Raw genomic sequence first — 25,106 nt, 5'->3', positions numbered from 1 at the left:
TACCATATCATACGCTTTAGATCATCCATTAATTAGTTCGACTTTAGTCTTATTGGGGCTCCCGAAAGGGAAATGGCGAACCGATCAGGTTCATTTTATATGGTATTACGATTTGCATTTTAAGGAATGTTGCGTAACTTTCATAATATAAGACAATTACAGTCAATTAGTATGAAAATTGGTGAGCATCTAGTGAGTACTGATTTGAAAATTTCATAAAATATTGGAAAACAGCAAGATATTGGATAGAACGCATGTCCCGTCCAGTTTTGGGAGGGAGTTTTACAATTACATGAATTTGCAGTAGCTCCCGAGCTTAGGCTTTTTGCGGGGATAGAGTGATCAAGTTCAACGGAATTTCCAGTTGTTTAACAGATCTTCACGTTTTTAATAAGCTGTCTGACTTATTAAAAACGTGCTTATAAAATTGCCATAAAATCACTACATCAGCGGGCCGTCATGGACTGGTGGCGGATCATCTGAACGAAAAGCCTGCGCGCGAACCGCCATGCTTACTTGATTATAAGAAGCTACCCACCTGAGAAAATCCTCGTCTATCCCCGAAGAAAAAGTTAAAAAAAGCGTATCGGCGGACACGATCTGTGCGCCGAGCGTCGTATGAGGATATCGTCTGGCACTTTCCGTGACCAGTAGCTCTGCCAGTTCACTCAGCGTGTAAAGGCTGAAAGCCTCCGCAAATCTAAAATTGGTTACCGAATCTTTATAAAGATTAAAGGGCGCTACATCAACTGTCATCGTATGCGGGACATCACTGTGCGCTAGTGAGTACCGCCTGGCCGGTTCGACGGCGCTGACTGATGCTATTCCGGGGACAGAGAGTGCTTTGTTGGCATCGGCAAGTTCCGCCCAAAGTAAGCAGGAAGACACATCATGATGCAAGTTAGATACGGGAACACCAATCGTTTCTTCAATCTGACGTTTGAGCTCACTGGTCATTACGCCATGCGCTTTGATTTCAACGATTTCGGCCTTGGAAATCCCCGTTGCTGGCGGCGTAGACAGTGACTCTTGTGGAAATGCTGACTTCGCCCGTGTGACCAGCTCCCGAGTGTCATGTGCCCAGTTCGGCAATCTATCCGTCTCGGTCATGACCAATGCCGTGTCAGGAGTAACATACGATGTAGCCGGTTCTTGAGGCCATAACTCTTCGACTGATGCCCGGGATATCGCAGCGCTCCAAGACCACTCCACATACCCTACGGTACTCCAGCGTGCTTTGGCCGGATCGGGCACTATTGGCCGGACCACCAGATAGGTTCTGAAAGTCTCATCTATTCTCACGCCAAGGTTAAGCTGGTCTAAATATGAAGACGGATTATCAAGCATAAATACTTTACGCGGAACTTCGCCTACCAACACAGCATGTGAACCACTATCCTCGTCCCGGGCTTTATAATAGATCTCTGGGTAATCATCCGTGCGGTCAAGATACCATTCTTCACCCGTGCTCAGTAAAAACGTCGAACCGTCGGCTTTTGTAAACCTTCGGGTTCCCTTCACAAATTGAATAACGGATAATTCCATATTTCCAGCCCCTTCCTCCATCGCCGCCTCAAATCTGATAATCATTCCCGGAACTTCACTGGATCCGAGCTGCAACCTTACTGCCCCTCTGCGCAGGCGGTGCACAGCTACAGGGTGGGATTTGCCCGTCACGCGACAGCCTTCCAAACCAGTTACCCTCCAAACAGGTGTCCTACCCTCCCCACGTGTTTCTATTCCGTGTGTGTCTCTTGTTACCCAACTCACCCTTTCGGAATAGCGTCCTTTTTGAGAGTAAAAGAAAGTGGGAGTCAAACTCCTTAGTTCAAAGATTTCTGCCTGGGAGGCCATCACTCCAAGTTGTCTTGACTGCTCCCATCTGGTGACTGCTTGCGGAGGAAAATACCAAGTAGTTTCCAGTATCTGTTCCTCTGTGTTCAGGCGCACTGTCATTTCCTGTCCGACGGCAACTACCGGTTCTGTGCCGTCGCGCAGCAGAATCTGGCCATTGACACTTTTATGGAAATCTATATTGGTATCAGATCGGGTGATGCCATCCAGATAAAATTTGATCGCAGCCGCGCTGTTGTTGATGATACCTTTCGGATAATCATCAAGGCTCGCGTATACCGGTTCAATACCCACTTCTTGGAAGACAGTAAGTTCTATTGTGATGGACTCTCCACGCAACAGCGTTTCGGAAAATCCATCCAGCGGGTAAGGCGTTGTCCAATCCTGGCTTCTTTGCACCAGATGGGAGTAGGATCGTTCAAAAATTTCGTCCGTTCCGCGTAGAAACCTGATTTTTGCGTCGTATGGGTTTTGATTATTGCCCATCCCGATAAATAAAGTTACAGGGCAACCTGTTTTTTGCACCCGGAATTGTTGTCGCACCGGCTCGTTGGGAAGCATGCCCCAGGATACCCCACTGGGGTACGCCATGGTGGTGCCCATCACAATTTCTTCAGGTGCCGGCGGAGGCTTGAGTACATCTTCAGTACTTATCGAAGTTGCCGTTGACCAGCGCCTTTCCCGGTAGTTAGTAGGTCCCGTGCCACCGTAAACAGACAAATTGCCGTCATTCTGTATAATTAAAAAATAAGCCACATCAAATCCATGCTCTGTCTTGGAAGACCAAACCACAGTGGAAGCTCCGGGTTGATCACTTACTGCGGTGATCATGAAAACTCCATTGGTCTGAAGCATACCTTGGTATGCGCCGGCAGGCCAGCCCGTCATCAGCGCACAATGATACAAATCAGCCTGGTTCCCGCCTGCTCTACGCTGATAGATGCATAGGCGGCCGTCATTGCCAATCAAGGCTAAAAACTTGCCATTTTGCGAAACCAGCGCCTCTCCGTTAGAGAGGTGCTCGCTCATTTTCAGATGATTGCCACGCAGCACAAGTGCGGTTATAGAAATGGTTTGACTGGCATTCATTTAAGTGCTCGTTTTTTGAGTGTTTGCCGGTTAAGCATTATTATTTTTATTTAAAGTTACCATTAATATCTGGCTTAAGCGCAAATATCGTCCTAAGGAGTTCCTGTCAAAGACTTGATAACCGCAATGCATCGACTTGCCTTTAATCATCTTGCAATTTAACTTTTCAATGAATAAACAACTTAATTTATGGAAGCTCCATTGAACTGACTATTTTGTACTGTCTATTGATAATAAACTGTTATCTTTAACTATTCAGATTTGCAATCAAATCGCATTATATATTGGTGAGTAATTCGGTGAATACGAAAATGAAGCCAATGCAACATATTGAAAGTAAGTAGGTTATGGATGCAGGCGTATTCCCCTACGGGCTACTGAGATCAACATCAAAATTTAACAAAAGCCTGCAAATTAGCTATTTGCAGGCTTTTGTTTGATCATCAAACCCCTATATTATCTACTATTTCACATCAATTAAGTGCATAATTCGGTGAGTGAAAAAAAGGAACCGAACGACTTACCGAATCTGCACCAGTACATTAATCTTTAGCTTGTTTCACGCGCTGAACATCTTGATGTTCTTGGATTGCAAGCTTATCTTTGTTTTACTCATTTTATTGCCCCGCAGAAATGAAAACGAACTAAAGCTTACTGTTTTAGATCAAAAAAGCGAAGCACTGCTTTTCGACCCTGTACCTATTTTACATGGCCATCACTGTTGACAGGAGACAAAAAAAGCCTCCGCCGGACGTGACATTGACCCGCACGATGGAACAGCAAGGCGGGCCAAGCTGCCGCCAACAAAGCTAAGGTGAAAACTTTGAATGCTTATTTGGCAAACCTAACTTCTAATGTTTAGGACGGCCATCAGGCGCTGTTAATTAAAGGGGCTGTAGTCACGGCCAGCTATCTCCTTTGTTACTATCGCTATTTATGAGCAAAAATTACGTAGCAAACACCTGAAATGTTTCCTTATCTACTCAGTATTGTTGCTAGCCGGAAAGGAGGTGCTTGGACGGTCTGCCGGTATCGGTCATCTTTTTACTACCGCACACCGCGTGGAGCAGATATTACGCCAATTAACTGATGTGACTATAACTGTTTGAAATCAGGATTTTTCTTTGTTAACTTTTTCAGGGATATCCCCATTGATTAAAAGTAAGAATATGTTTGGCCTAACTATAGCGGTAAAGATTAATTGCTTCTGGCACAGCCGGAAGATATTGCCGCAGCTGAAGCCAACGAGCTGCAGTACCAGGGAAATGGCTTTGAGGTGAAATATATTGTAAGTGATATCTCGACTGGAAGTGAGATAGCTGCACTGTTTGGCCAGTAAAGGGATGACTAATTCGTCAACCCTTTTTATAATAGCCATAAAGTTAATCACCCACTGATTGCCCTGTGCCACCAAACCATCGTTAAGTTTAGCGGAAGATGATGGATAGCCAGTTTAAGATGCGGGGGGCATATAAAACTGCTATCTTTAATTATTAAGGTTGGTAATCAAATTACATCAGGTAAATAGTGAGTGAATCAGTAAGGACGCATAATGCCCTTTTTGCACAATGATAATAGAGGGCAGTCTTACCTGAGCGACGCTCATACTGGCAACCATTGTTTCTTGTCCTGGGTGGATTTTGGTTACTTGAATCGTATTTTTCTACCTTATGATCTAATATCTGCGTGATTTCTGTATGAATATCTATGCTTTGAAAACTTCACCACAGTAAAAAAAATGTAGATGACGATAATAGCCACAATACCGTATCTAATTAATAATCCGGATCTTCATCTTACATGCAATTATTGTTTACTTAATTGCAAGATGAGTGCAGTGGTTATAACACATCAAGTTGTAATATTGAAACCTAATTTACAGCAACAGATTTACTATCGCCAATCTGGGCGCTTATTCATTTATTGATTATGACAAAAATTTTCTTTTTCCTCTTGGCTTTTGCCTTGGGGGATGTGTGTCCGGTACTTGGCCAGCATAAAATGGTAAAACTGGGCAGCTTTCAATTGCAATCTTCAGAAATTATCAAAGCCCCGGGCAGCAAGTTATCTTCGACTGCTTACCAGGGTAACGGCGAGCATTGGTATACGGTAAAAGTGCCTTCTACTGTTCTGGCCGGCCTGGTAGCCAATAAGGTTTATCCCGATCCATATCAGGGACTGAACAATATGCACATTCCTGATGCATCTGATCAGTTCAATAAAGAATATAATTTGATTCAGTACAGTCACATGCCCGGCAAAGTAAACCCTTGGCGAAGGCCGTACTGGTACCGTACTACGTTTACAGTGCCCGCTGCTGATAAGGGGCGCACTTTTCAGCTGGTGTTTAAAGGCATTAACTACCGTGCAGAAGTTTGGCTGAACGGTAAACGCATTGCCGACTCTTCGCAAATGGCAGGCATGTTTGCCGAACACAATCTGGAAGTAAGCAACCATATTGTAGCCGGCCGCAGCAATGCGCTGGCAGTAAAAATATACCCGCTTGATGTGGCCGGCTATCCTGCCAAAGAACAACTGGAAGCATTGGGGCCATTTTATGAAAACGGTGGCCCTACAGGTGATATCGGCAAAAATGTAACCATGCTCTGCTCCGCAGGATGGGATTGGATACCCCCGGTACACGACCGTAATATGGGCATTTGGCAGCCGGTGTACCTGCTGACTACCGGCGGCGTTACGGTTGGCCGGCCGCAGTTGAAAACAGAGCTTCCCAATCTGCCTGATACCAGTGTCGCTAAATTGAGCTTGAATTTGATGCTGACTAATCACACTGCCGTTTCCTCTAAAGGCAAACTCCAGATCAACATCAGTCCTGAAAATTTTACCGGCGGTAGTATTGCAATATCGCAGCCGGTAAATATAAAGGCTAATGGCGCTGTGCAGATGCAGTTAGATGCCGATCAGGTAAAAAGTATGTTAGTTAAACAGCCCCGGTTGTGGTGGCCCAACGGTTATGGCCGCGCTAACCTCTACCGCATACGCCTACAGTACAAAGATAATCAGCGCGGCCTGAGCGACGACACCACCATGATATTCGGTATTCGTACGGTAAGTACCCGTGCTACTGAGGTAAAAGGCTTTACCCGCCGAGAGTTTTTTGTGAATGGCAAACGGGTGCACCTTAACGGCGGCGCCTGGGTGCCCGATATGCTGGTAAACCGAGATTCGGCCCGGTATGATGATGAGCTGCATTTATGCCGTAATGCCAATGTAAATTTGGTGCGCATCTGGGGTGGCGGTATTACCCCTCCTGATGCTTTTTGGAATGCTGCTGACCGGTACGGACTGATGGTATGGTCAGACTTTTGGATTACCGGTGATACCCAGGGTGAGTTTAAAGGTTCGCCCGACTGGCCGCTGGAGGGAAATGTATTCATTGAAAACGTACTCAGCACCATTTATCGCATCCGTAATCATCCCAGCCTATTGGTTTGGACGGGCGGCAACGAGGGGCATGCCCGCCGCCAATTGTATGATGCCATGCGCAACAGTATTATTGCGCTGGATGGTACAAGGCCTTTTATTCCCAGCTCATCAGGCTTTGCCAAATTGCCCGATGGCTGGCCGGGCACTTACCCCGACGGCCAGAAAACCGGTGTGTACAGTGGTGGCCCTTATGCCTGGCAAGACCCGAAAGAATATTACCGGTTGGCAGATGCCGGTCGAGATTGGGTATTTAAGGATGAAACCGGCATTCCTTCACAACCACCCTATAATACGTTGAAAATGAATATTCCGGATACGACCTGGGATAAATCATTGCCATTTCCGCTCAATAATAGCTGGGGTTATCATGATGCTGCTACGGGTGCAGGCAAATATGACGAATATTACAAAGGCATGGTAAAGCGGTATGGCCAGCCCGTTACACGGCTTGATTTCTCAAATAAAATGCAGTTAATGAATGCGACTGGCTATCAGGGCATATTCGAGGCTGCCGGCCATAAGCTTACCGAAACCGGTGGGGTAATGCTGTGGAAACTGAATGCTGCATTTCCGAGTGTGATCTGGCAAATTTATGACTGGTATTTGGAGCCAAATGCCGGTTACTATTTTATGCAGACCGCCTGTGAGCCCGTGCATGTGCAGTTTAATCAGAATGACTCTACCGTAGCAGTGCTTAACCGCACCCATCGGCCTACCGGCAACCTCACCGCCGAAGCAACAGTTTTTGACATCAACAGCAAGCCTGTGTACCGGCAAACCGGCACCGTAAGCCTGCCTGATGAGAGTGTAAAGGAGGTGATTCCGTTAAGTGACGCGCTGAAGAAGGCAAACAGCTTCAGCTTTGTGCTGCTTACGCTGAAGAATGCACAGGGGCAAACCTTGTCATGCAACACCTACTGGATGGCACCGGGTAACGATTATCACGTGTTAAATACCATGACTAAAACGCAGGTGCAGGTAAAGGTAGCTGGTGGTACAAGAAGCTACGCTTCCCGTGGGTGGAAGGTAGAGCTAACCAACAACAGCAATCAAATCGCTTTCTTTGTGCGCCCGCAGCTCATGGTGGCAGGGCAGGAGGTAATGCCCAGCTACTGGTCGGCCAGTTATGTAACGCTGGCGCCGCACCAAAGTATGCAGGTTACAGTAAGTGCACCACTTGCTAAATTAAACAATGGCAAAATCTCATTAGCGGTTGGCGGCTGGAATACGCCAGCACAAGAGCTTCCGCTGCAATAATATTTAAACCCTAAACCAAATTACCCATTACAAAAAAGAGCGGCAAAAATCCGCTCTTTTTTTAATAGGCTCAATCTTTAAATTTTTATGATATATATCACATCACTATGCGGGTTTAAAGTTAAAGGAGGTGCCATGTACCCGTTGCCTTTTACCCTTTTGATTTGCACCGGGGTAAGGTGACCTGTATCACATTGATAGAGCTGAACTTTACTGCGGGCATTTAAACCTATATCTGGTGGCATGGCCAGCTGCTGCCCCTGGGAAGTAGCATTGTACACATAAATAAATTTCTCCGTTCCGCAGCGTACGGCCAGTGTGGTAATGCCTGGTTGTACGTGTGGCAGATTGATCTGCTGAAACGAGCCCTTGCCGGCATTTAACATCCGGGTGGAAATAAACCGTATCCTGCTAAGGTAGGCATCAGTACCACGGTTATCAAAATATTCCCACCACCAACTCATAGGCAGTATAGGTGTTGGTGAGAACAAGCCATACCATAAGCCGCGTTTATAGTCGCTATCCATTTCGGATGCGAAATCATCAAAGTTTTTGGCCCAGTCCCACTCGTAGCTGTATTCGCCTATAACATAAGGCTTATGAAAGCGGTCTTCATACTCATTAATGGTAGCAGGTATAACGGCGGTGTTTTTGTAAATATGCTTTTGATTAATGTCGATAGCTGGCAACGTATTCATCCCCTTCACATCCCGGTGCGAAATACTGGTGGTAATTAAATGATGGTAAGGGTCAATTTGCTGCAGGTAATTGCTCATCTCGTCATGCCATTGTGTAATAGCATCTGCACTTATGGGATGATTTTTATCGCCAAACTGCACATTGTCAACTTCATTAAAAAATTCCCAAGCCGCAATGCTGGTATTGTAACCCCAACGGGCAACAATATAGCGCAGCCGGTTTTTGTAACACATTTTACTGAGCGGATTTACAAAAAAATCGGCTGCTGTTGATGCAAATCCGCCGCTGTTCAGCTGGTAATTGCCCGGCCCTAACGTGAGCATCATGTACAGCCCCAGCGAATCTGAAAGCTGTACCACGTGATCTATCCGCTGAATAGCGCTCGGATTATAATAAGCATCAGCAGGGGTGTACCGGTTGTTGTTAAAATCCTTCTGCCAGTCTAAAGGCAGGTTCCAGGGGCAAATCCAGGTGCGGTAAAAATTGCCGCCATGCTGAGCGAGTGCACGCAGCATGTAATCATAACTGTATTTAGGTTGTTCGTGCAGCTTGCTTAAGTATTTAGAGTCATCATGTATCCTCGACTCCCAGGCCACATTCTCACCAATTCCTCTAAACGGTTTGCCGTTATCAAACTGCAAGGTCCAATTGCTGCCTGCATGCAAGAAGCCACCTTTTGCAGACGCCGCTACCGCGAAAATCGCCTTCGGTGAGACCGAAACCACCTTGCCGGCCTTAGTCAGTTGAAAACGATATTGGTACCGGCCTTTTTCTTGCGGTGCAAAACGGGCTTTCCATAAAGACATCCGTCCACTTTCGCCGGATTCATAATAACATGGCAGTGCTAACTTTTTGCCTGATGGTGAAGTCAGCAGCATATCTAGCGCAACATCTTCCTGCTGATAGGGGTTTTGCCAGCGTTCATTCAATTGGATATTGAATTCTGTTTTTTGATATCGGGCTGGGTGTGGTGTTACACCACTAATATGTTGAATTTGTGCCAGCGCACATGCATAGTTGAGAGAACAAAGCCCTAATACCAGCAAATATTTTTTCATGGGATTGTTAAGCGAATAGTTGATGTAAAGCTACAGGATAAATAATAATAGTTACAACAAAGGGATTGCGTTACTGCAATCCCTTTGTTGTAAAAATGGATGATCTGGCTTTAATAAGTAGTCATGTTATACATTTCAATTTGCTGCCCGGTAGGGTCAGTGCCACCGTACCAGTGGTTGGTGCCTACAAAGTAAAAGTAGTTACCATAGTAGCTGCCGCCTTGTGTGCTGGTTAATGTGCATTTGTAAGTGCCATCTACATAAAAATCAACCATGTTGTGGTTATCCGAACGGGCCTGGCATTTAAAGGTGTGGTAACCGTTATCATTAGTAAGCACCACTTGGTATTTGTACTCTACCTGTCCGTTTCCAATACCGTGCTGAATGTAAGCCTTCAGGTCATTGTTGTCTAAGGTTTTTACGAAACCCATTTCGTTGCCTTGCCAGGTTGATACGTTATCACACAGAAAAACGGCTTCCTCACTTGCCCCGCTACTGGCATTTTTACCGCCTTTAAAGGCGCCGTTAAATTGCAGGCCCGTTGCTGTTTGCCCAACTTTTTGTTGCGCAGCGTTATTTTGCGAACCACAGCTGCCCAGCGGTACACAAATGCCGTTGCTACCCGAAATGTTGTAAGGCTGCAGGCAATTACCCCAAAAGTTAAAGGCGCTTTGCGGCACAGCAGCCCGTGCAGTGGTTTGTGTTGATGCATTTGCATCAGTAACAGGTTTAGCATCTTTTTTACAGGCGGTAAAAACTGTTGCCAACAGCATCGCAATGCTGCCTGCCTTCATTAATTTTACATGTTTTCTCATAAAAATGGTTTTGTTGGTTAAGCGCAATTTAAGGCGGCAATAGGTAGGAAGCGGTACACTACAATTGCAAAAGGGTACACCATCTATCTGCGGGCCAAAAAAAGTTTATCAGTGCAAATAAGGTAGTATTGATGGCAAACCCAATTCTTGAAAATCTGCTGCATGGGGCTATTACTGTACTATAATGAAATAATAGTGGACAGTAGCCCGGCTGCCCGAAACTAATATTGTCCTCATTAACCAATTCAAAATTATGAGGACATTTTTTTACACAACATTGCTGTGTGCATTTTTGCTGTGCACTCATGCCATCAATGCATGGGCGCAGCAAAGGCCGGTAACAGGGGTGGTATCAGACCAGCAGGGTATTACTTTGCCGGGCGTAACCGTTGCTGTTAAGGGCGCCGGCACCCGCACCGTTACCGATGCAAAGGGCGCTTTTACCATCAATTTACCGGGTCCTGAGGGGACGCTGGTGTTCAGCTTTATTGGCCTGCAAACCCGCGAAGTGCCGGTTGCAGCAACTCAAACTAAACTTGAAGTTTCCTTGCAAAATGCCCAGCGCGATTTAAATGAAGTAGTGGTAGTAGGGTATGGTGTAACCAAAAAGAGTGATGTCACCGGCTCGGTGGGGTCCATTAAGGGCAGTGACCTCAATCGTACACCTGCAGCTAACGTGGATAATCTCCTGCAAGGCAAGATTCCGGGCGTGCAGGTAATTGCACCTTCCGGTCAGCCGGGCGCTGGTGCTACCATCCGTGTACGTGGTTTTGGGTCAAGGAGCGATGCCAACGCTTTGGTTGTGATTGATGGGATTCCATTAGGTGACGCCGGGAATATTAAACAGGTAAACCCGGATGATATTGAGTCTATAGAGGTATTGAAAGATGCATCGTCGGCCGCTATTTATGGCTCGCGCGGTGCCAATGGGGTCATTCTGATTACTACACGACGGGGTAAAGCAGGGCAGGCCCGCATTTCACTCAATACTTTAACTACATTATCTACGCTGTCCAATCAGCTGGATGTGTTTCATGACCCGGTAGATGTAGCCGTTATCAGTAACGAGTCGCGCATAAATGGCGGTGAAGCACCGTTGTATATTGGTCAGAATTACAGCGGCATTTATTATCCTTCAGTAGCTGAATTGCGGGGTATTGACCCAACCAAACCCAGGTGGCCATACAATACTGATTATGCCAAGTTGGTTTATCGTAACCCGCTTTCACACAGTTACACGCTTTCGGCAGACGGCGGTACCGAAAAAACGAAGTACTCTGTTTCAGGTAACTACTATAATGAGCAGGGGCTGGCCATCAAAAATGGTTATGAAAAATATACAGGCCGTGTAAATCTCGAGCAAAAGCTGAAGGAGAACCTCACTGTAGGGATCAACGTGATCTCCACATGGACCAAAAACTATGGACAGGGTTTGTCAGTCGACCGGAACATCATCTTTCCGGCTTATAATCCTGATGGCAGCTACTTTCATATTGGAACCAATGATTTCGGTAACCCGCTACAGATTGCTAATACAGTGCTGAACAAAAGCAAAACCATTGATTTGCTTTCCTCAGCTTTTGTAAGCTGGGATATTATTAAGGGATTAAATCTGCGTTCGCGCATCAGTAATGCTTATGGTAATTCTGTGGGCGATAATTACCAGCCTCGCGATGCTACAGGTACAGGTTATCAGTTTCAGGGCTTTGGCTCGGTTGATAATTACAACTCTAACCACTTAACGGTAGAAAACTTTTTAACCTACGACCGTAATTTCGGCGCAGCGCATCACTTTAATGTTGTAGCCGGTACCAGTTACGAAACCACCACCACCCGCACGTCGAACATTACCGGCGAAGGGTTTGTGAACGATATTTTACAAAATGAAAACTTGGCAGGTGCTACCACATATGTGGTTGCCAATAACCTTACCCGCACGGTACTGGAATCTTATTACGCCCGCTTCAATTACACGTTATTAGATCGCTATCTGTTTACGTTTACCGGCCGTACGGATGGATCATCCAAGTTTGGTGAAAACAATAAATATGGTTTCTTCCCTTCAGGTGCAATCGCTTGGAAAGTGAATGAGGAAGCTTTCATGAAAGCCATTCCGCAAGTTTCCGAACTGAAAATAAGGGGCAGTTATGGTTTGGTTGGTAATCAAGGGATTTCACCCTACCAATCTTTATCACTGCTGGGCAGCTACAAATATTTTACAGATGGTGGCTTTCAAACTGGTTATGGCCCGCCGTTTTATTATGATGGTTCCAATACCAACGGTAAAGTATTTAATGGCTTAGGTAACAAAAGCTTAAAGTGGGAAACCACCCGCCAGTTGGACATTGGTTTTGACTTGGGCCTGTTTGACCAGCGCTTTACGCTAACAGCCGATTATTATTACAAGCATACCACCGATTTGTTGCGCCTTAACCAAGTGGCCTTGTCATCGGGCTATAGCGTAATTCAAATTAATGATGGAGTAATTGATAACAAAGGCTTAGAAATTGGCGCCAATGCTCAAATTTTGAACGGCAAGCTAAGCTGGAGCATAGGCGGAAATTTCAACATCAACCGCAATAAAGTGCTCAACATTGGTGGTGGCAATGCTATTGAGGCTGCACAGGGAGATATTGAAGCGATCAGGGCGCCGTTAAACTACTTTATCAACGGGCAGCCCGCACTGGTGTTCGCAGGTTATCTGTTTGGGGGCATCATCCAGCAAACCGGTGGCGTATCGCCGGTAGATGGTACCGTGCAAAAGGCTGGCGATTTACGCTACATTGCAGGCGGGCCGCTGCCAGTAGGACAAAATGGCAAGTATATTATTGGTAACCCCAACCCTAAGTTTAACTACAGCTTCAATACGTCGCTCAAATTCCAGCGCTTTGATTTGTATGCGCAGTTTTATGGTGTAAAGGGTAATGATGTATTCAACTTCTCCAAGTTTACTCCAAGCGCACAATTACAGCGCTGGACGCCTGATAACCCAACCAATGATTTTCCAAGCGTTAACTCTACCCGGGTAAATTACGCTTCAAGCTGGTATGTAGAGGATGGTTCTTTTCTGCGCATCCAGAACATCAATGTGGGTTATAACTTTAAGCCGGGGCTGATTAAGGGTGTCTCTAACCTTCGCGTCTATTTCTCCGGTAATAACATATATACGTTCACCAAATTCAACCCCAGCTTCGACCCTGAGGTTCAGGAAAATGGTCAGTTTGCCGGTAACTACCGCAAACCGCGCGCCTATTCAATAGGCCTGAGCGTGACTTTCTAAACTTTAACATAAAAAGTAATGAAAAAAATCAATTATATCCTATTCGCTGTGGCTGCGCTTTCTCTTACCGCTTGCCGTAAACAGCTGGAAGAAAAGCCTTACGGTTTTCTTTCTACAGAAAATTTTTACCGAACTGAGGCTGATGCCAATTCTGCTTTAATTTATGCGTATTCGGTGTTGCCGGATTTGGACTATTATTCTCGGAATTTTATTACGCTGACCGAGTCGCCCACAGAAGATATTGAAATTGCGAGCGGTAAAAGTGCCGATGAGGTACTGTTGGATAAACTAGCGGCTACCCCGGTAAACGGCGTATTACGCCCGGGCTTTCAGTTGCCGTATGTGGGTATCAACCGGGCAAACCTGGTGATTGCTTATGTACCGCGCATATCTTCCATGAGTGATGCCGCGAAAAATGAGGTTTTGGGGGAAGCTTATGCCTTGCGCGCACTTCATTATTTTAACCTGGTTCGTCTGTTCGGCTCAGTGCCTATGCACCTGGAGCCGGTGGATGACCCCAGCAAGACCAATTTGCCTAAATCGTCTATGCAGGCTATCTATAATCAGATTGTTGAAGATTTAACCAAAGCAGCTGGTATGACAGATCAGGTACGCCGTTTAGGCCGCATTAACCAGGTAGGTATTTGGGGTTTGTTATCCAAAGTTTACCTCACCATGGCCTCAGCAAAAGCTACTGGCTCGCCGGGATATGATTTTGTGACCAGTGCTGATGAAATGTATACCAAGGCGCAGCAGTTTTCGGGCATGGTAGTAAAAAATCAAACCGTATACGGCTTAGATCCCGATTTGGTGTCCATCTATGATGTCAATAAAAAGACAGGTCCTGAGCATTTATTGGATGCTTCAACCGACCGCACTGGTACCGGCGAAGGTTTGTACTCCAAGTTACCTAAAATGTTTATGCCTAACCTGAATTTTAAGTTACCCAATGGGGTATTTGTGCCTGGCGGCTTTAATGAATTCTTAACAGAAGGTGGCTTTTACAACAGCTTTGATCCGAATGATAAGCGTAAAACGCAGTTAATCGTCTCCACTATTTACAACGTGAATGCAGGCTTGGGCGGCACCGGCGGCCCTACGCAGGTACTCAGCATTACCGATGCTTATACCCGGCCGTTTAGCAATAAATTTAATGATTCGGGCTGGCAGGCTGGTGATCAAACCAGCTGCAACACACCTATCCTCCGGTACTCGGATGTATTGCTGGTATATGCTGAAGCCAGCGGGCCCACTGCTGATGGGTATGCTGCGGTAAATGCGATTCGCAACCGGGCCGGGCTGGGCAATTTGCCACCGGGCTTATCCCTGCAGCAATTCCGCGACGCCGTATTGCAAGAGCGCTCGTGGGAGTTGTGCTTTGAAGGCCAGCGCCTGTTTGATTTGCGCAGAACCCATAATATGGAAAATATCCTGGTGAAGCAATATGGCAAAACGGTTACCACAGATCCTTATTTCTTCCCCATCCCCCAGTCAGAAGTTGACCGTAACCCTAACTTAAACAATTAAGCAATAGCATTATTATGAAACGTATAAATCATATATTCATCATTGCCTGCCTGCTGCTGGCGGCCTGCCGGAAAGATCCGGCCAAAGGCATTCAAAGTCATGAGCGGGCTATTGAAGCTGTAACTTTAGGTAATGGACTCGTACAGGTCGGGCCGGCAGTGGTTGATCGTGCCAGTGCTACGGTTACTGTACGGGTTTTGCAACAGGCAGGTACAACCTATAATGATGTAAAACCCGCTATTCAAACCTCATATAAATCTACCGTAAGCCCGGCATCCGGCGAGTCGGTGAACTTTTCTGCGTCAGGCAACAAAGCCACCTATACCGTAACCGCCGAAACCGGTGAATCGCGTCAATGGACCGTAATTTTGCAACCATTTACAGAGGCTTTGCTGGGCACGTTTACTATTCAGGATTATACCTTGTATGGTGGCACCGGCCCGCAATATGGCGGCGGCGGCGTATTTAATATCGCTACCAAAGCAGTATGGCCTGCTGACGGGCCTGGCACAGAATATGACAACACCCTTACCTTTACCTATACCGGTGTAACGGCTGATGGGAATACGCAGGGCACCGTACTGAATAGCGCTGGTGCTGACGGACTGTATGCTAATTTTATTTTCAATAAAAGCCCCGTAACGGATGTGAATAATAAATACCGTGTGATACCCAAAGGTACCGGCAAATGGTTGCATAACTATGCTAACAATACGGTAGTATTCACTTTTGCGGACGGAACTACCACCACTTGTACCTTTGATGCAGCCGGAACCGTTGCTTTAGGAAACAACCTGACAAAAGTTATAACCAATAATGCCTTTACTTTCACTTTAGCCGGAGCTGATGATTATGGAAACATTTATTCGGATTACGATAAAATTGTAAAGCGGCCATATAAACTTTGGGTCGATGTTAAAAAACAATAAACTCAATGCTTTCGGAACGGGCAATGAAGGGCACGTTCCGAAATCAATCATCCACCGTTATCAGTCTGCTTCTGCATTCAATATGATGCCCATTTTCCAAACGTCTTTAGTTGATCTAATTATGAAAAACATTTTCAAAGTAATGCTCTGCGCACTATCGGTAACACTATTATGCTTTGCCTGCAAAAAAAGCGGCGGCGCAAAGGGCAGCGGTGATACCGGTGGAGGCAGCCCGGCCGGAACCGGCACTTCCGCACCTGCAATACCCCGTACGCCGTTTAAAACCCTGAATTATTTATACTCAATATCGGGTGCAAAAACACTGAGCGGTATGCACAACCGCGAGCCGAATGTAACGCCGGCCGTATGGACCAATCAGGCTTTTACCGTCAGCGGAAAGTACCCTGCACTCTGGAGCGGCGACTTCCTTTTTCAGGCCGATAACATCAATAACCGGCAGGTGATGATAGACGAAGCCGCCAATCAATATAGTAAAGGCGCAGTCATCAATATCATGTGGCACTCTTGTAATCCGGCACTTAGTGAGCCTTGTGGTTTTGATAGCCAGGGTGTACAAAGCAAACTTACCGACGCCCAATGGACTGAGCTGCTTACTGATGGGACTGCTATCAATGCCAAATGGAAAAATTTGGTAGATGAAGTATGTGTATACTTACAGCAATTGAAAGATAAAAACATAGAAGTACTTTGGCGGCCCTATCATGAGATGAATCAAGGGAGCTTTTGGTGGGGAGGCAGGCCAGGCGCAAATGGCACCCGCAAATTATACCAGCAACTGCACGACTACATGACCAAAACCAAGGGCCTGAGCAACCTGATCTGGGTGTGGGATGTACAGGATTTCGGTAGCTTGGCCGATGACGTAAACAGTTATAACCCAGGTAATGATTATTGGGATGTAGCCGCGCTGGATGTATATGATGGCAGTGGTTATACCACGGCCAAATATAATACTATGGTGGGCGTAGCCAATGGTAAGCCCATCGCCATTGGAGAGTGCGACAAGCTGCCCACCTCCGATCAATTATATACCCAACCGAAATGGGCATTTTTCATGAGTTGGTCAGAACTTACCTTTTCCAAAAACACCAATGCGCAGGTAAGCAGCCTTTATAATGCGGCCAATGTTACTACTTTAGACAAAATGCCGGGTTGGAAATAATGTAAAAAATTTATCACATAGCCCTTTCATTGTCTTACCCGTCCGGGTAACACGTACTATAGAAATATTAAAATTGGTTTATGTACAACCTGCAGCCGGCGAGCGGTTGCAGGTTGTAATGTTGTTAAGTCGCTATGTATAGCTAAATGTTACTCAAGCCGTATGCATACTCCGATACTTCTGATTATATTAGTACTGCCAATTATATTCATCTCCCTGAACTTTCACCTGTTAACCTCACCGGGTGCAGCAGCAGGGTTCGGTTATAAACAATAATGTGTTACATCATGACAAGGATTTGCGTTGTTGCTGGGTTGCTCTTGCTAAGCCTCAGTATGGGGGTGGCCTTTGCTCAAACCAGTTATATAGCCAGGCAGATTGACAATAAAGACGGGTTGTCTAACAGCTGTATCAACACCGTATTACAGGATGCTGATGATCTGATGTGGCTGGGCACATGGGATGGGCTGAACTTGTATAACGGCACCTCGATGCACGTATTTAATTACGGTAGCGGTAAAGGGCAAAATTATTTAGCCAGTAACATCATTCTTAACCTGCATGAAGATGCGCAGCGCAACATCTGGGCCGGCACTATTGAAGGAGTTTCAAAAATCAATAAACGGAATGGTACCCTTAGTAACTACTTTTATAACAGCCAAAAGGTAAGTTCAAACGGGTATGTAATTGCAATTAATAATCAGGGTAAGGTATTTGCCGCCAGGCGTAATACTTCTACCATTTACTGTTATAATGCAGCTGCCGATCAATTTTTACCCTATAACATTAAAGGCTTGCGGGGCATGATTGCTGATTTTAAGTTCGACCGGCAAGGTAATTTGTGGGTACAAAAGAATCCGGTATTACTGGAGCTTTACCGGCCTGAAGGACAGTGTTTTGTGAAAGCATTTGATCAAACTGATGTCAAAGATGTCATCGGTATCTTTAAAGTAAATCAACAGATTTTCTATACCACTAATAATGGTACACTCTATCAGATTAATGCCCGCCAGCAACCGGTTTTTTGTGTGCATTTACCGCATGAGGTGAGGTCAATCACTTATTATCAGCATCATTACATTTTTGCCTGGGCCTCTAAAGGAATTGGCGAGTACACTACTGATTTCAAACCCGGTAATTACTTTATTCAGCAGCAATCATCATTAGCCAATACCCGTGTTACCTCCTTATGTGCCGGTAAAGAGAATGCCTTGTGGGTAGGAACCGATGGCAGCGGTGTAATTAAGCTGACCAAAAAACCTGATTATTTTGGTGCTGTATTGCGGCAAGCCAATGGTCAGCCATTTAGCATACCTGTGCGGGCATTCTGCAAAGTACATAATGAACTTTGGGTAGGCACCAAGGGTAATGGCATTATTGCAGTTAAGAACTGGGGCAGGCCCGACATGTATTTAACCGGCATGCGTTCCTTCAGTGCGGGCGAAGATTTGCTTGATAACTGCGTATATACCATTGCCAAAGGTACCGATGGGCTTGTATATATTGGCTCGGATGCGCCAGGCATTACTTTGTATAATCAGGTTACCCAGAAATTTACAGATTGGAAAGATATTGCAGGGAGCAAACATTATCCGGCTTTCAGTTCTGTGCATTGCATATTGTATGACAGAGATAGTTCTGTGTGGCTGGGGCTGAATTCTAATGGCTTGGTGCATTTAAAAATCAGGCAGAACGCACAGCATCGCCCCGGCATTGCTTACCTTAAAATGTATAGCTATAATGAGGCAGATACAGGGCCGGCCAACAATGTAATTTATTCACTGGCTAACGGCAGTAACAATACATTATGGGTAGGCTGCCGCTATGGCGGCCTGAGCTTGTTTAATAAAACAACGCAACAATTCAGGCATATTAAAGCCTTTGCGTATCCGGGAGGGTTGTCTAACAACGATGTACTTTCGTTATATATTGATAAAAGCCGCAAACTCTGGGTGGGCACCAGCTACGGGCTGAACTGGACGGATGAACTTAATGCAACCCGCCAGCCTCAGCCACGCTTTAAGCAGCTGAACTCTGATAATGGATTGCCTAATAATACGGTGCATGCCATAACCGAAGATGATGAACGCAATATATGGATCAGCACCAACAAAGGTATTGCCAAGGTTGATCCGCAGAACCAAAAAATTGTAAATTTCAAGCAGGCCGATGGCTTGCAGAGTGATGAGTTTAGTGATAATGCGGTATGGAAGGCCGATGATGGAGAACTGTACTTTGGCGGTATTTATGGGTTTAACTACTTTAAGCCGGGGAGTGTACGAGTAAACCCGCATCAACCTCATCTGATGCTAAGTAACCTGCAGCTGGCGGGTAAAAAGATAAATACCAATGTAATTAAGGTATTGGATGCAGGTACACCCTCATCATTCGGACACTATGAACTTTCACCGCAAGAGAATTACTTTGAGCAGAAAGTGGAGTTTATCAGTTTCACTAATCCTCAAAAATGCCAGTACAGCTATCGTCTGGAGGGTAATGATGCGGCCTGGCATCCGGCCACGCATGATCAGGCCATATATTACAACAACCTTGCGCCCGGAGATTACACACTTAAAATCAAATGGTCGAATGGTGAGGGTGGGTGGACTACCCCTGTAACCGCTTATACTTTAACTGTGAAACAGTATTGGTGGCTCTCTACCCTAGCGTTTATTGTTTATGCTTCTATTATATTGGCATGCGGCGTAATTTACTACCGTTATCGTAAAAATAAGTTTTTGCTCAGGCACCAGCTGGCGGTTGAGCATATGCTGCGCGAGCAGGAAGAAAAGCTGCACCAAGAACAACTGGGATTTTTTACCAACATTGCCCATGAATTACAAACGCCACTAACGCTTATATTAGGCGCTTTAGAGAGGTACTTGTATAAACGAGGGCAGGAGCCGCAAAAAGAAAAAAGCGGGCAGTTTTTATCCATTGTAAAGCATGAAGCCGCAAGGCTGCATTACTTGGTGCATCAGCTACTGGAATTTCGCAAAGCTGAATCGGGACATCTGCAAAATCATTACAGTCATCTTAATATCTCTACGCTGCTCCAGCACATTACCGGCCTGTTTGTTGCCGTAGTTGAACAAAAGCAGCTTGATTATTCGGCTTATATTGAACCCGGCATCAGTTTATGGACGGATAAGGATAAGGTAGAAAAAATCATCTTTAACCTAATGTCAAACGCGGTTAAGCATACCCGGCCGGAACAATATATTATTCTGTCGGTTAATCGCGTTCCGGCGAAAAACGAACTGGAAATAGTTGTTGCTAACTCCGGCTGCCAATTATCAGCACTACAAGTGAGCCGTTTGTTTGATTTATACTTTACGGCAGATGATTCGCAGCAAACCAAAATTAGCTCAGGAATAGGGCTGGCATTCACCCGGCAATTGGTGCATAAACTTAACGGATCGATTTCGGCAAGTCAGGAAAACGGCTGGATTTCTTTTAAGGTTACGCTGCCGCTTGATTTTAAGCCTGAGCCAGGCAGCCTCTTAGCTGGGCCGACAGAACAGCTGGAGCATTCTTCATTAATTTTCAATTCTTTGCTCGTACCCAATGAAAAATGGATGCAGCCAGTTATAGCCGAGAGTAATAAAAAGGCAATGCTGAAAAGCTTTGAGCAAGAGCATAAAAAAATAGTGCTTATTGTTGAGGATGAACAGCTGATTAGATATCTATTAAAAGATATACTTGGGGAGCAGTATATTGTATTTGAGGCCGCAAGTGGGGTTGAAGCTTTGGAAGTGATTGCTCGTAATACCCCCGATTTGATCATCAGCGATATTATGATGCCTGATATGGATGGATTGAAGCTGTGCCGGATGATCAAGGAAACACCCGCTAGCTGTGATATACCTATAGTGCTGCTTACAGCGCGTCATACAATTGAACAAAAAACTGAAGGCTACGGCTCAGGAGCAGATGCATACATTGCCAAGCCTTTTCAAACTGAACACTTGTTGGTAAGGGTTCACAAACTGTTAGAATATCGTGATCGCTTGCATAAATATATGAGAAGCGGTAGCCCCATAACCGACATTATCACAGTGCCTGATGTTAAGGACGATGATAAATTATTTATTGAGAAAGCGGCAACCATCATCGAACAGTATATAGACGAAGATTTAGATAGCGCCTTTTTAGAAAATAAGTTAAATATCAGCAAAATGCAGTTATACCGCAAAACCAAATCACTGGCCGGTATGACTCCTACAGAATTGATTCGGCAGGTGAGGTTGCAAAAAGCAGCTTATTATCTGGAAACCACCGGCCTGACGGTATCAGAAATATTCTACCGCACAGGTTTTAACAACAAGACTTACTTTTTCAGGGAGTTTAAAAAAATCTATCATTGCTCACCCAATGACTATCGGGCTCAATACCGGTTGCCGGGCGTTTGATGCGTTATAATAATATTACTCATTTGAAAACTGCAATATCAGCTTTCAAATGAGTAATATTTAAGTACATGTTACCAACTAACGAGTACTTTGAATTGTGTAAACAAACCTGCTGGCTTTGTAATAACCTAAATTATATTCAATGGGCGGTTCACCAAGGTCAAATACATAACGTTTTTTGAATAGGATTGGGGCTCCGGTATTAAGCCGCAGTTTCTCCGCAATCAATTCGTCAGCAGCTATCGCACTAAATTCATCTTGAGAAAGGGTCGCCACCACGAAATGTTCTTCTTCCAGCATTTTTTAAAGCGGGCGTTTGAAATCCTTATCACCAGTCAGCCCCACCCTGAAGTGAAAATAAGAAATAAAATATACAAATGGTTCATCTGGCCTGCCGCTGGAGTCCATCTACCCGGATCGCCTACGTACGGCGACTTGCCTTATGGCCGGACCATCGACCTCACTAACCAGGAAGCCGCAGCTGAGAATGGTCAAATGTATTGCATTGACCTCATTATACCCAAAGGCAAGGAAGATGACCTACTACCGGCTTTGCGCAGGGAACTAAAAGCGCGATTTAACCAGCCGGTGTCTGTTGAAAAACGAGTAAGGCCGGTCTATGTGCTCACCGTGAGCGATCCAGCTAAAGTGAAAGCGCTTAAGCTATCGACTGCTGCTGAGGAAGAGATGGCTGGCGGAAGCGGCACGTTCACGGGGGATGGAGTAAGGTTAGCTAAGATGGCAGAATATCTGGAGGGTTTCGGGTTAATAAAAATGCCGGTAGTGGATGATACCGGCAATACGAACCGGTACGATATTGCCTTTATCCATCTGCCGGAAAAGAAAGGCGATTTACGGTAGGTACTTTCTAACTTGGGTTTGCGGCTTGTCAAGCAAGAAAGAGATATTGATATGCTGATTTTTCAATGATTTCAAGAGGTAGCTATAGCAGCCTTAATCAGTAGTTTATAGGGTTGAACTTGCAGCACTGGAAAGCATGCAAATTGGAACTTCATCAAATTAAATGCTTATTCTGTCGCTATTCGTAATGAGGTATTGATTGGTACATATGTTATCATTAAATTGATGTAATTGCATAAACCACTATTTTCAATTGTTGAAATTTGCAATCAAATCGCATTATAAAGTTGTTGAGTGATTCGGTGAGTACGAATATGACTCCATCGTAATATATTAAAAGCAAGTAGGTTATGAATGCAGGTGTATTCCCCCTACGGTCTACTAAAATTATCCTCAAAACGTATCAAAAGTCTGTCAACTTAAAATTTGCAGACTTTTGTTTTGAATCCATTGTTTGTTGTATTCAACCTCTATAAATTTGGGGTCACATTGCCGTGATTTTCAGATGTAGGTCAATTCATAGAAGGTTTGTTCATTCAAATTTTTGCTTGTCTTTTCAAGTTTCCGGCTACTGCTAAAACGCACCCGAATCCATTTTAATTAGTATATGATCTGTAACAGTATGTCATCACACTTGGCAGCCTTTATTCATCATTAACAGGTAATTTATATGACTATTATTGTAATTTTACTTTTCCGACTGTAAAAGCCTCGCGTCATTTTTTTTCGTGCGTATGTTTAGTGGAAGTAAATTAACAATTCAAGTCATCGTTTTTATGCTTTGCAGTTTGTACCAGCTGGTCATTGCTACTGGAGCTGACGCGGCTGTTCAGACAGATAGCCTGCAACAGGTACTCAATCGCGAACTGGAAAATAAGCCGACATATGATCAAAGAAAACACGATGAAATTATGCGCCTGCAAGCTACACTCGCTCAAAATTACGCTTCGTTAACAGACCGGTATCATGCCTATCAGCAACTATTTAATGCCTATAAATCTTTTGTGCATGATTCTGCTTATGTGTACTGCAAAAGGCTGAACCTTTGTGCGCATCAATTAAAAGACCTCAATAAGATAAATGAGGCCCGCATCCAGATGGGCTTTGTATTGGTATCGGCAGGCTTATTCCGCGAAGGGCAGGATACGCTGAATACCGTTAACGCCAGATACCTTACACCCCGGCAGCGCTATGAGTTTCTGTTCCTGAAAGCCAGGAGTTACTTTGACATGGCCGACTTTTACCGCATCAACGATTACTTCAATAAATACTATGCCCTGGGGCAGCAGTATTGTGATTCCATCATCCGCTTCTCGGCAGCAGGGTCTTACGAGTCGTTGTCTGCCATCGGGTTAAAGTCCATACGCAAACAAGAGTTCAAGCGGGCCTTGACTGCCTACCATCAACTCTTGCAGATTCCGCAGTCGTACCAAGATAGCGCTGTCAACCTGAGCTGCTTAAGTTATACCTGCTTTCAACTGAAACAAAAAGAGCAGGGTTTGGCCGCGCTCATCAGAGCGGCCCTGGTAGATAATGCACATTCCACCAAGGAATCGGTCGCGTTGACCAATCTGGCCAATTACTATTATGAGCAGGGGGATACGAAAACCGCTTTCAACTGTATACATAACGCCATTGCCGATGCGAACTATTATGGGGCCAGGCACCGCGAGGCGGCCATCAGTACGATTATGCCGGTCATCGAAAGTGACAAGATCAATGGCATTGAGAGGCAAAAACGGACGTTAATCGTGTATGCGTCTACGATCACCTTGTTGATTCTGGTGGTGATTGGCTTTGCCTTCATCACTTCCAGGCAGTTAAAAAAGCTCCGTATAGCCGACCAGCAGATTCTGAGTAAGAACAATGATTTGAACGCTGCCAACCTGGCGCTCACACAACTCAATACCCATTTAGATGTGGCTAACCGTTCCTTATCTAAAATAAACTCGAAGCTGGATGAGGCCAATATGATTAAAGACGAGTATATCGGCTACTTCTTTAATGTCCACTCGGACTACATTGAGCGAATTGACCGGCTGAAGCGCTCGATTGAAAAGCACGTAAAAGAAAAGAACTATGATGAAGTGTTGCACGTGCTTCATAAACTGAACACCAATTTTGAGCGTGAGAACCTGTCCCACAGCTTTGATGAAGTGTTTTTGTCGTTATTTCCCAATTTTGTTGAAGATTTCAATGCGCTGTTTCACCCGGATCAGCAGATACACCTGCACTCCGGCCAGTTGCTGAATACGGAACTGCGGATATTTGCTTTAATTCGTTTGGGAATTGCAGATAACGAGAGCGTGGCAAAAATTCTAAATTACTCACTCAACACCATCTATACGTACAAAACCAAAGTGAAGAACCGCTCTTTTGTTCCAAATGAGGAGTTTGAAGGCCGGATCATGCTGATTAAAGCATTGAAGGAAATTGCAGATGTGGTTTGAAGTAAAAACCGTTTGCAGGGGCTGAACAGCTGCACTATTTTATCACCATATGCGGGAAAATAGCAGGTCTGTTGCCCGCGTTTCTTAGCCCTCCATAAATTATTATCTATATCCCTGTATGGTAAAATAAGTTATAAGTAATTGATTGTCAATTGAATTCGTTTTAATCGAACCATGTTTTTTTAATATTGCCTTTTGTAAGTCTTGTGGTTGCCGCTACGCCCCGCTTACTTTGGACATGGCTG

Annotated in this window: 13 protein-coding genes; 9 read left to right on the top strand and 4 right to left on the bottom strand. The window is 45.0% G+C overall.

The window, feature by feature from the left end:
• Positions 1 to 441 precede the first annotated feature (441 nt).
• Positions 442 to 2,943: a hypothetical protein gene (locus tag ACYVNW_RS12015; RefSeq protein WP_460680113.1), complete on the bottom strand. Its 2,502-nt coding sequence runs from the start codon at positions 2,941 to 2,943 to the stop codon at positions 442 to 444.
• 1,201 nt (positions 2,944 to 4,144) lie between these two features.
• Between ACYVNW_RS12015 and ACYVNW_RS12010 the strand changes: the two genes are divergently transcribed.
• Positions 4,145 to 4,282 (top strand): hypothetical protein, encoded by a 138-nt coding sequence (locus ACYVNW_RS12010; RefSeq protein WP_460680112.1) that lies wholly within the window; start codon positions 4,145 to 4,147, stop codon positions 4,280 to 4,282.
• A gap of 590 nt (positions 4,283 to 4,872) precedes the next feature.
• A complete protein-coding gene (locus tag ACYVNW_RS12005; protein WP_460680111.1) occupies positions 4,873 to 7,647 on the top strand; it encodes a glycosyl hydrolase 2 galactose-binding domain-containing protein in 2,775 nt (924 codons plus the stop codon).
• Positions 7,648 to 7,724: 77 nt separating this feature from the next.
• Here the strand turns inward: ACYVNW_RS12005 and ACYVNW_RS12000 are convergent, their stop codons facing one another.
• Positions 7,725 to 9,404: a DUF5060 domain-containing protein gene (locus tag ACYVNW_RS12000; protein ID WP_460680110.1), complete on the bottom strand. Its 1,680-nt coding sequence runs from the start codon at positions 9,402 to 9,404 to the stop codon at positions 7,725 to 7,727.
• 110 nt (positions 9,405 to 9,514) lie between these two features.
• Positions 9,515 to 10,219 carry a hypothetical protein gene (locus tag ACYVNW_RS11995; protein WP_460680109.1) on the bottom strand — a complete coding sequence of 235 codons (705 nt, stop codon included), beginning with the start codon at positions 10,217 to 10,219 and terminating at the stop codon, positions 9,515 to 9,517.
• Between the two features lie 253 nt (positions 10,220 to 10,472).
• Here ACYVNW_RS11995 and ACYVNW_RS11990 point away from each other — a divergent pair, with 253 nt between their 5' ends.
• From ACYVNW_RS11990 to ACYVNW_RS11970, 5 genes are all read left to right on the top strand, one after another.
• Positions 10,473 to 13,499 (top strand): SusC/RagA family TonB-linked outer membrane protein, encoded by a 3,027-nt coding sequence (locus ACYVNW_RS11990; protein ID WP_460680108.1) that lies wholly within the window; start codon positions 10,473 to 10,475, stop codon positions 13,497 to 13,499.
• Between the two features lie 18 nt (positions 13,500 to 13,517).
• Positions 13,518 to 15,026 (top strand): RagB/SusD family nutrient uptake outer membrane protein, encoded by a 1,509-nt coding sequence (locus ACYVNW_RS11985; protein WP_460680107.1) that lies wholly within the window; start codon positions 13,518 to 13,520, stop codon positions 15,024 to 15,026.
• Between the two features lie 14 nt (positions 15,027 to 15,040).
• Positions 15,041 to 15,955 (top strand): hypothetical protein, encoded by a 915-nt coding sequence (locus ACYVNW_RS11980; protein WP_460680106.1) that lies wholly within the window; start codon positions 15,041 to 15,043, stop codon positions 15,953 to 15,955.
• Positions 15,939 to 17,138 carry a glycoside hydrolase family 26 protein gene (locus ACYVNW_RS11975; protein ID WP_460680105.1) on the top strand — a complete coding sequence of 400 codons (1,200 nt, stop codon included), beginning with the start codon at positions 15,939 to 15,941 and terminating at the stop codon, positions 17,136 to 17,138. Before ACYVNW_RS11980 ends, ACYVNW_RS11975 begins: the two co-directional genes overlap by 17 nt.
• A gap of 287 nt (positions 17,139 to 17,425) precedes the next feature.
• Entirely contained in the window at positions 17,426 to 21,550 is a 4,125-nt protein-coding gene (locus ACYVNW_RS11970) for a two-component regulator propeller domain-containing protein (RefSeq protein ID WP_460680104.1), read from the top strand.
• A 78-nt stretch (positions 21,551 to 21,628) separates the two neighbouring features.
• Here ACYVNW_RS11970 and ACYVNW_RS11965 read toward each other — a convergent pair whose 3' ends face one another.
• On the bottom strand, positions 21,629 to 21,850 hold the full coding sequence (locus ACYVNW_RS11965; RefSeq protein ID WP_460680103.1) for a UTRA domain-containing protein: 222 nt from the start codon (positions 21,848 to 21,850) through the stop codon (positions 21,629 to 21,631).
• Between the two features lie 51 nt (positions 21,851 to 21,901).
• Between ACYVNW_RS11965 and ACYVNW_RS11960 the strand changes: the two genes are divergently transcribed.
• Positions 21,902 to 22,411, top strand: coding sequence for a DUF3738 domain-containing protein (locus ACYVNW_RS11960; protein WP_460680102.1), 510 nt, complete (start codon positions 21,902 to 21,904; stop codon positions 22,409 to 22,411).
• Positions 22,412 to 23,187: 776 nt separating this feature from the next.
• Entirely contained in the window at positions 23,188 to 24,861 is a 1,674-nt protein-coding gene (locus ACYVNW_RS11955) for a DUF6377 domain-containing protein (RefSeq protein WP_460680101.1), read from the top strand.
• Positions 24,862 to 25,106: the final 245 nt, after the last annotated feature.

The organism is Mucilaginibacter koreensis, from assembly GCF_054783355.1.
The sequence above is the reverse complement of the archived record's forward strand: the minus strand, read 5'-3'. Positions and strand labels throughout refer to the sequence as shown.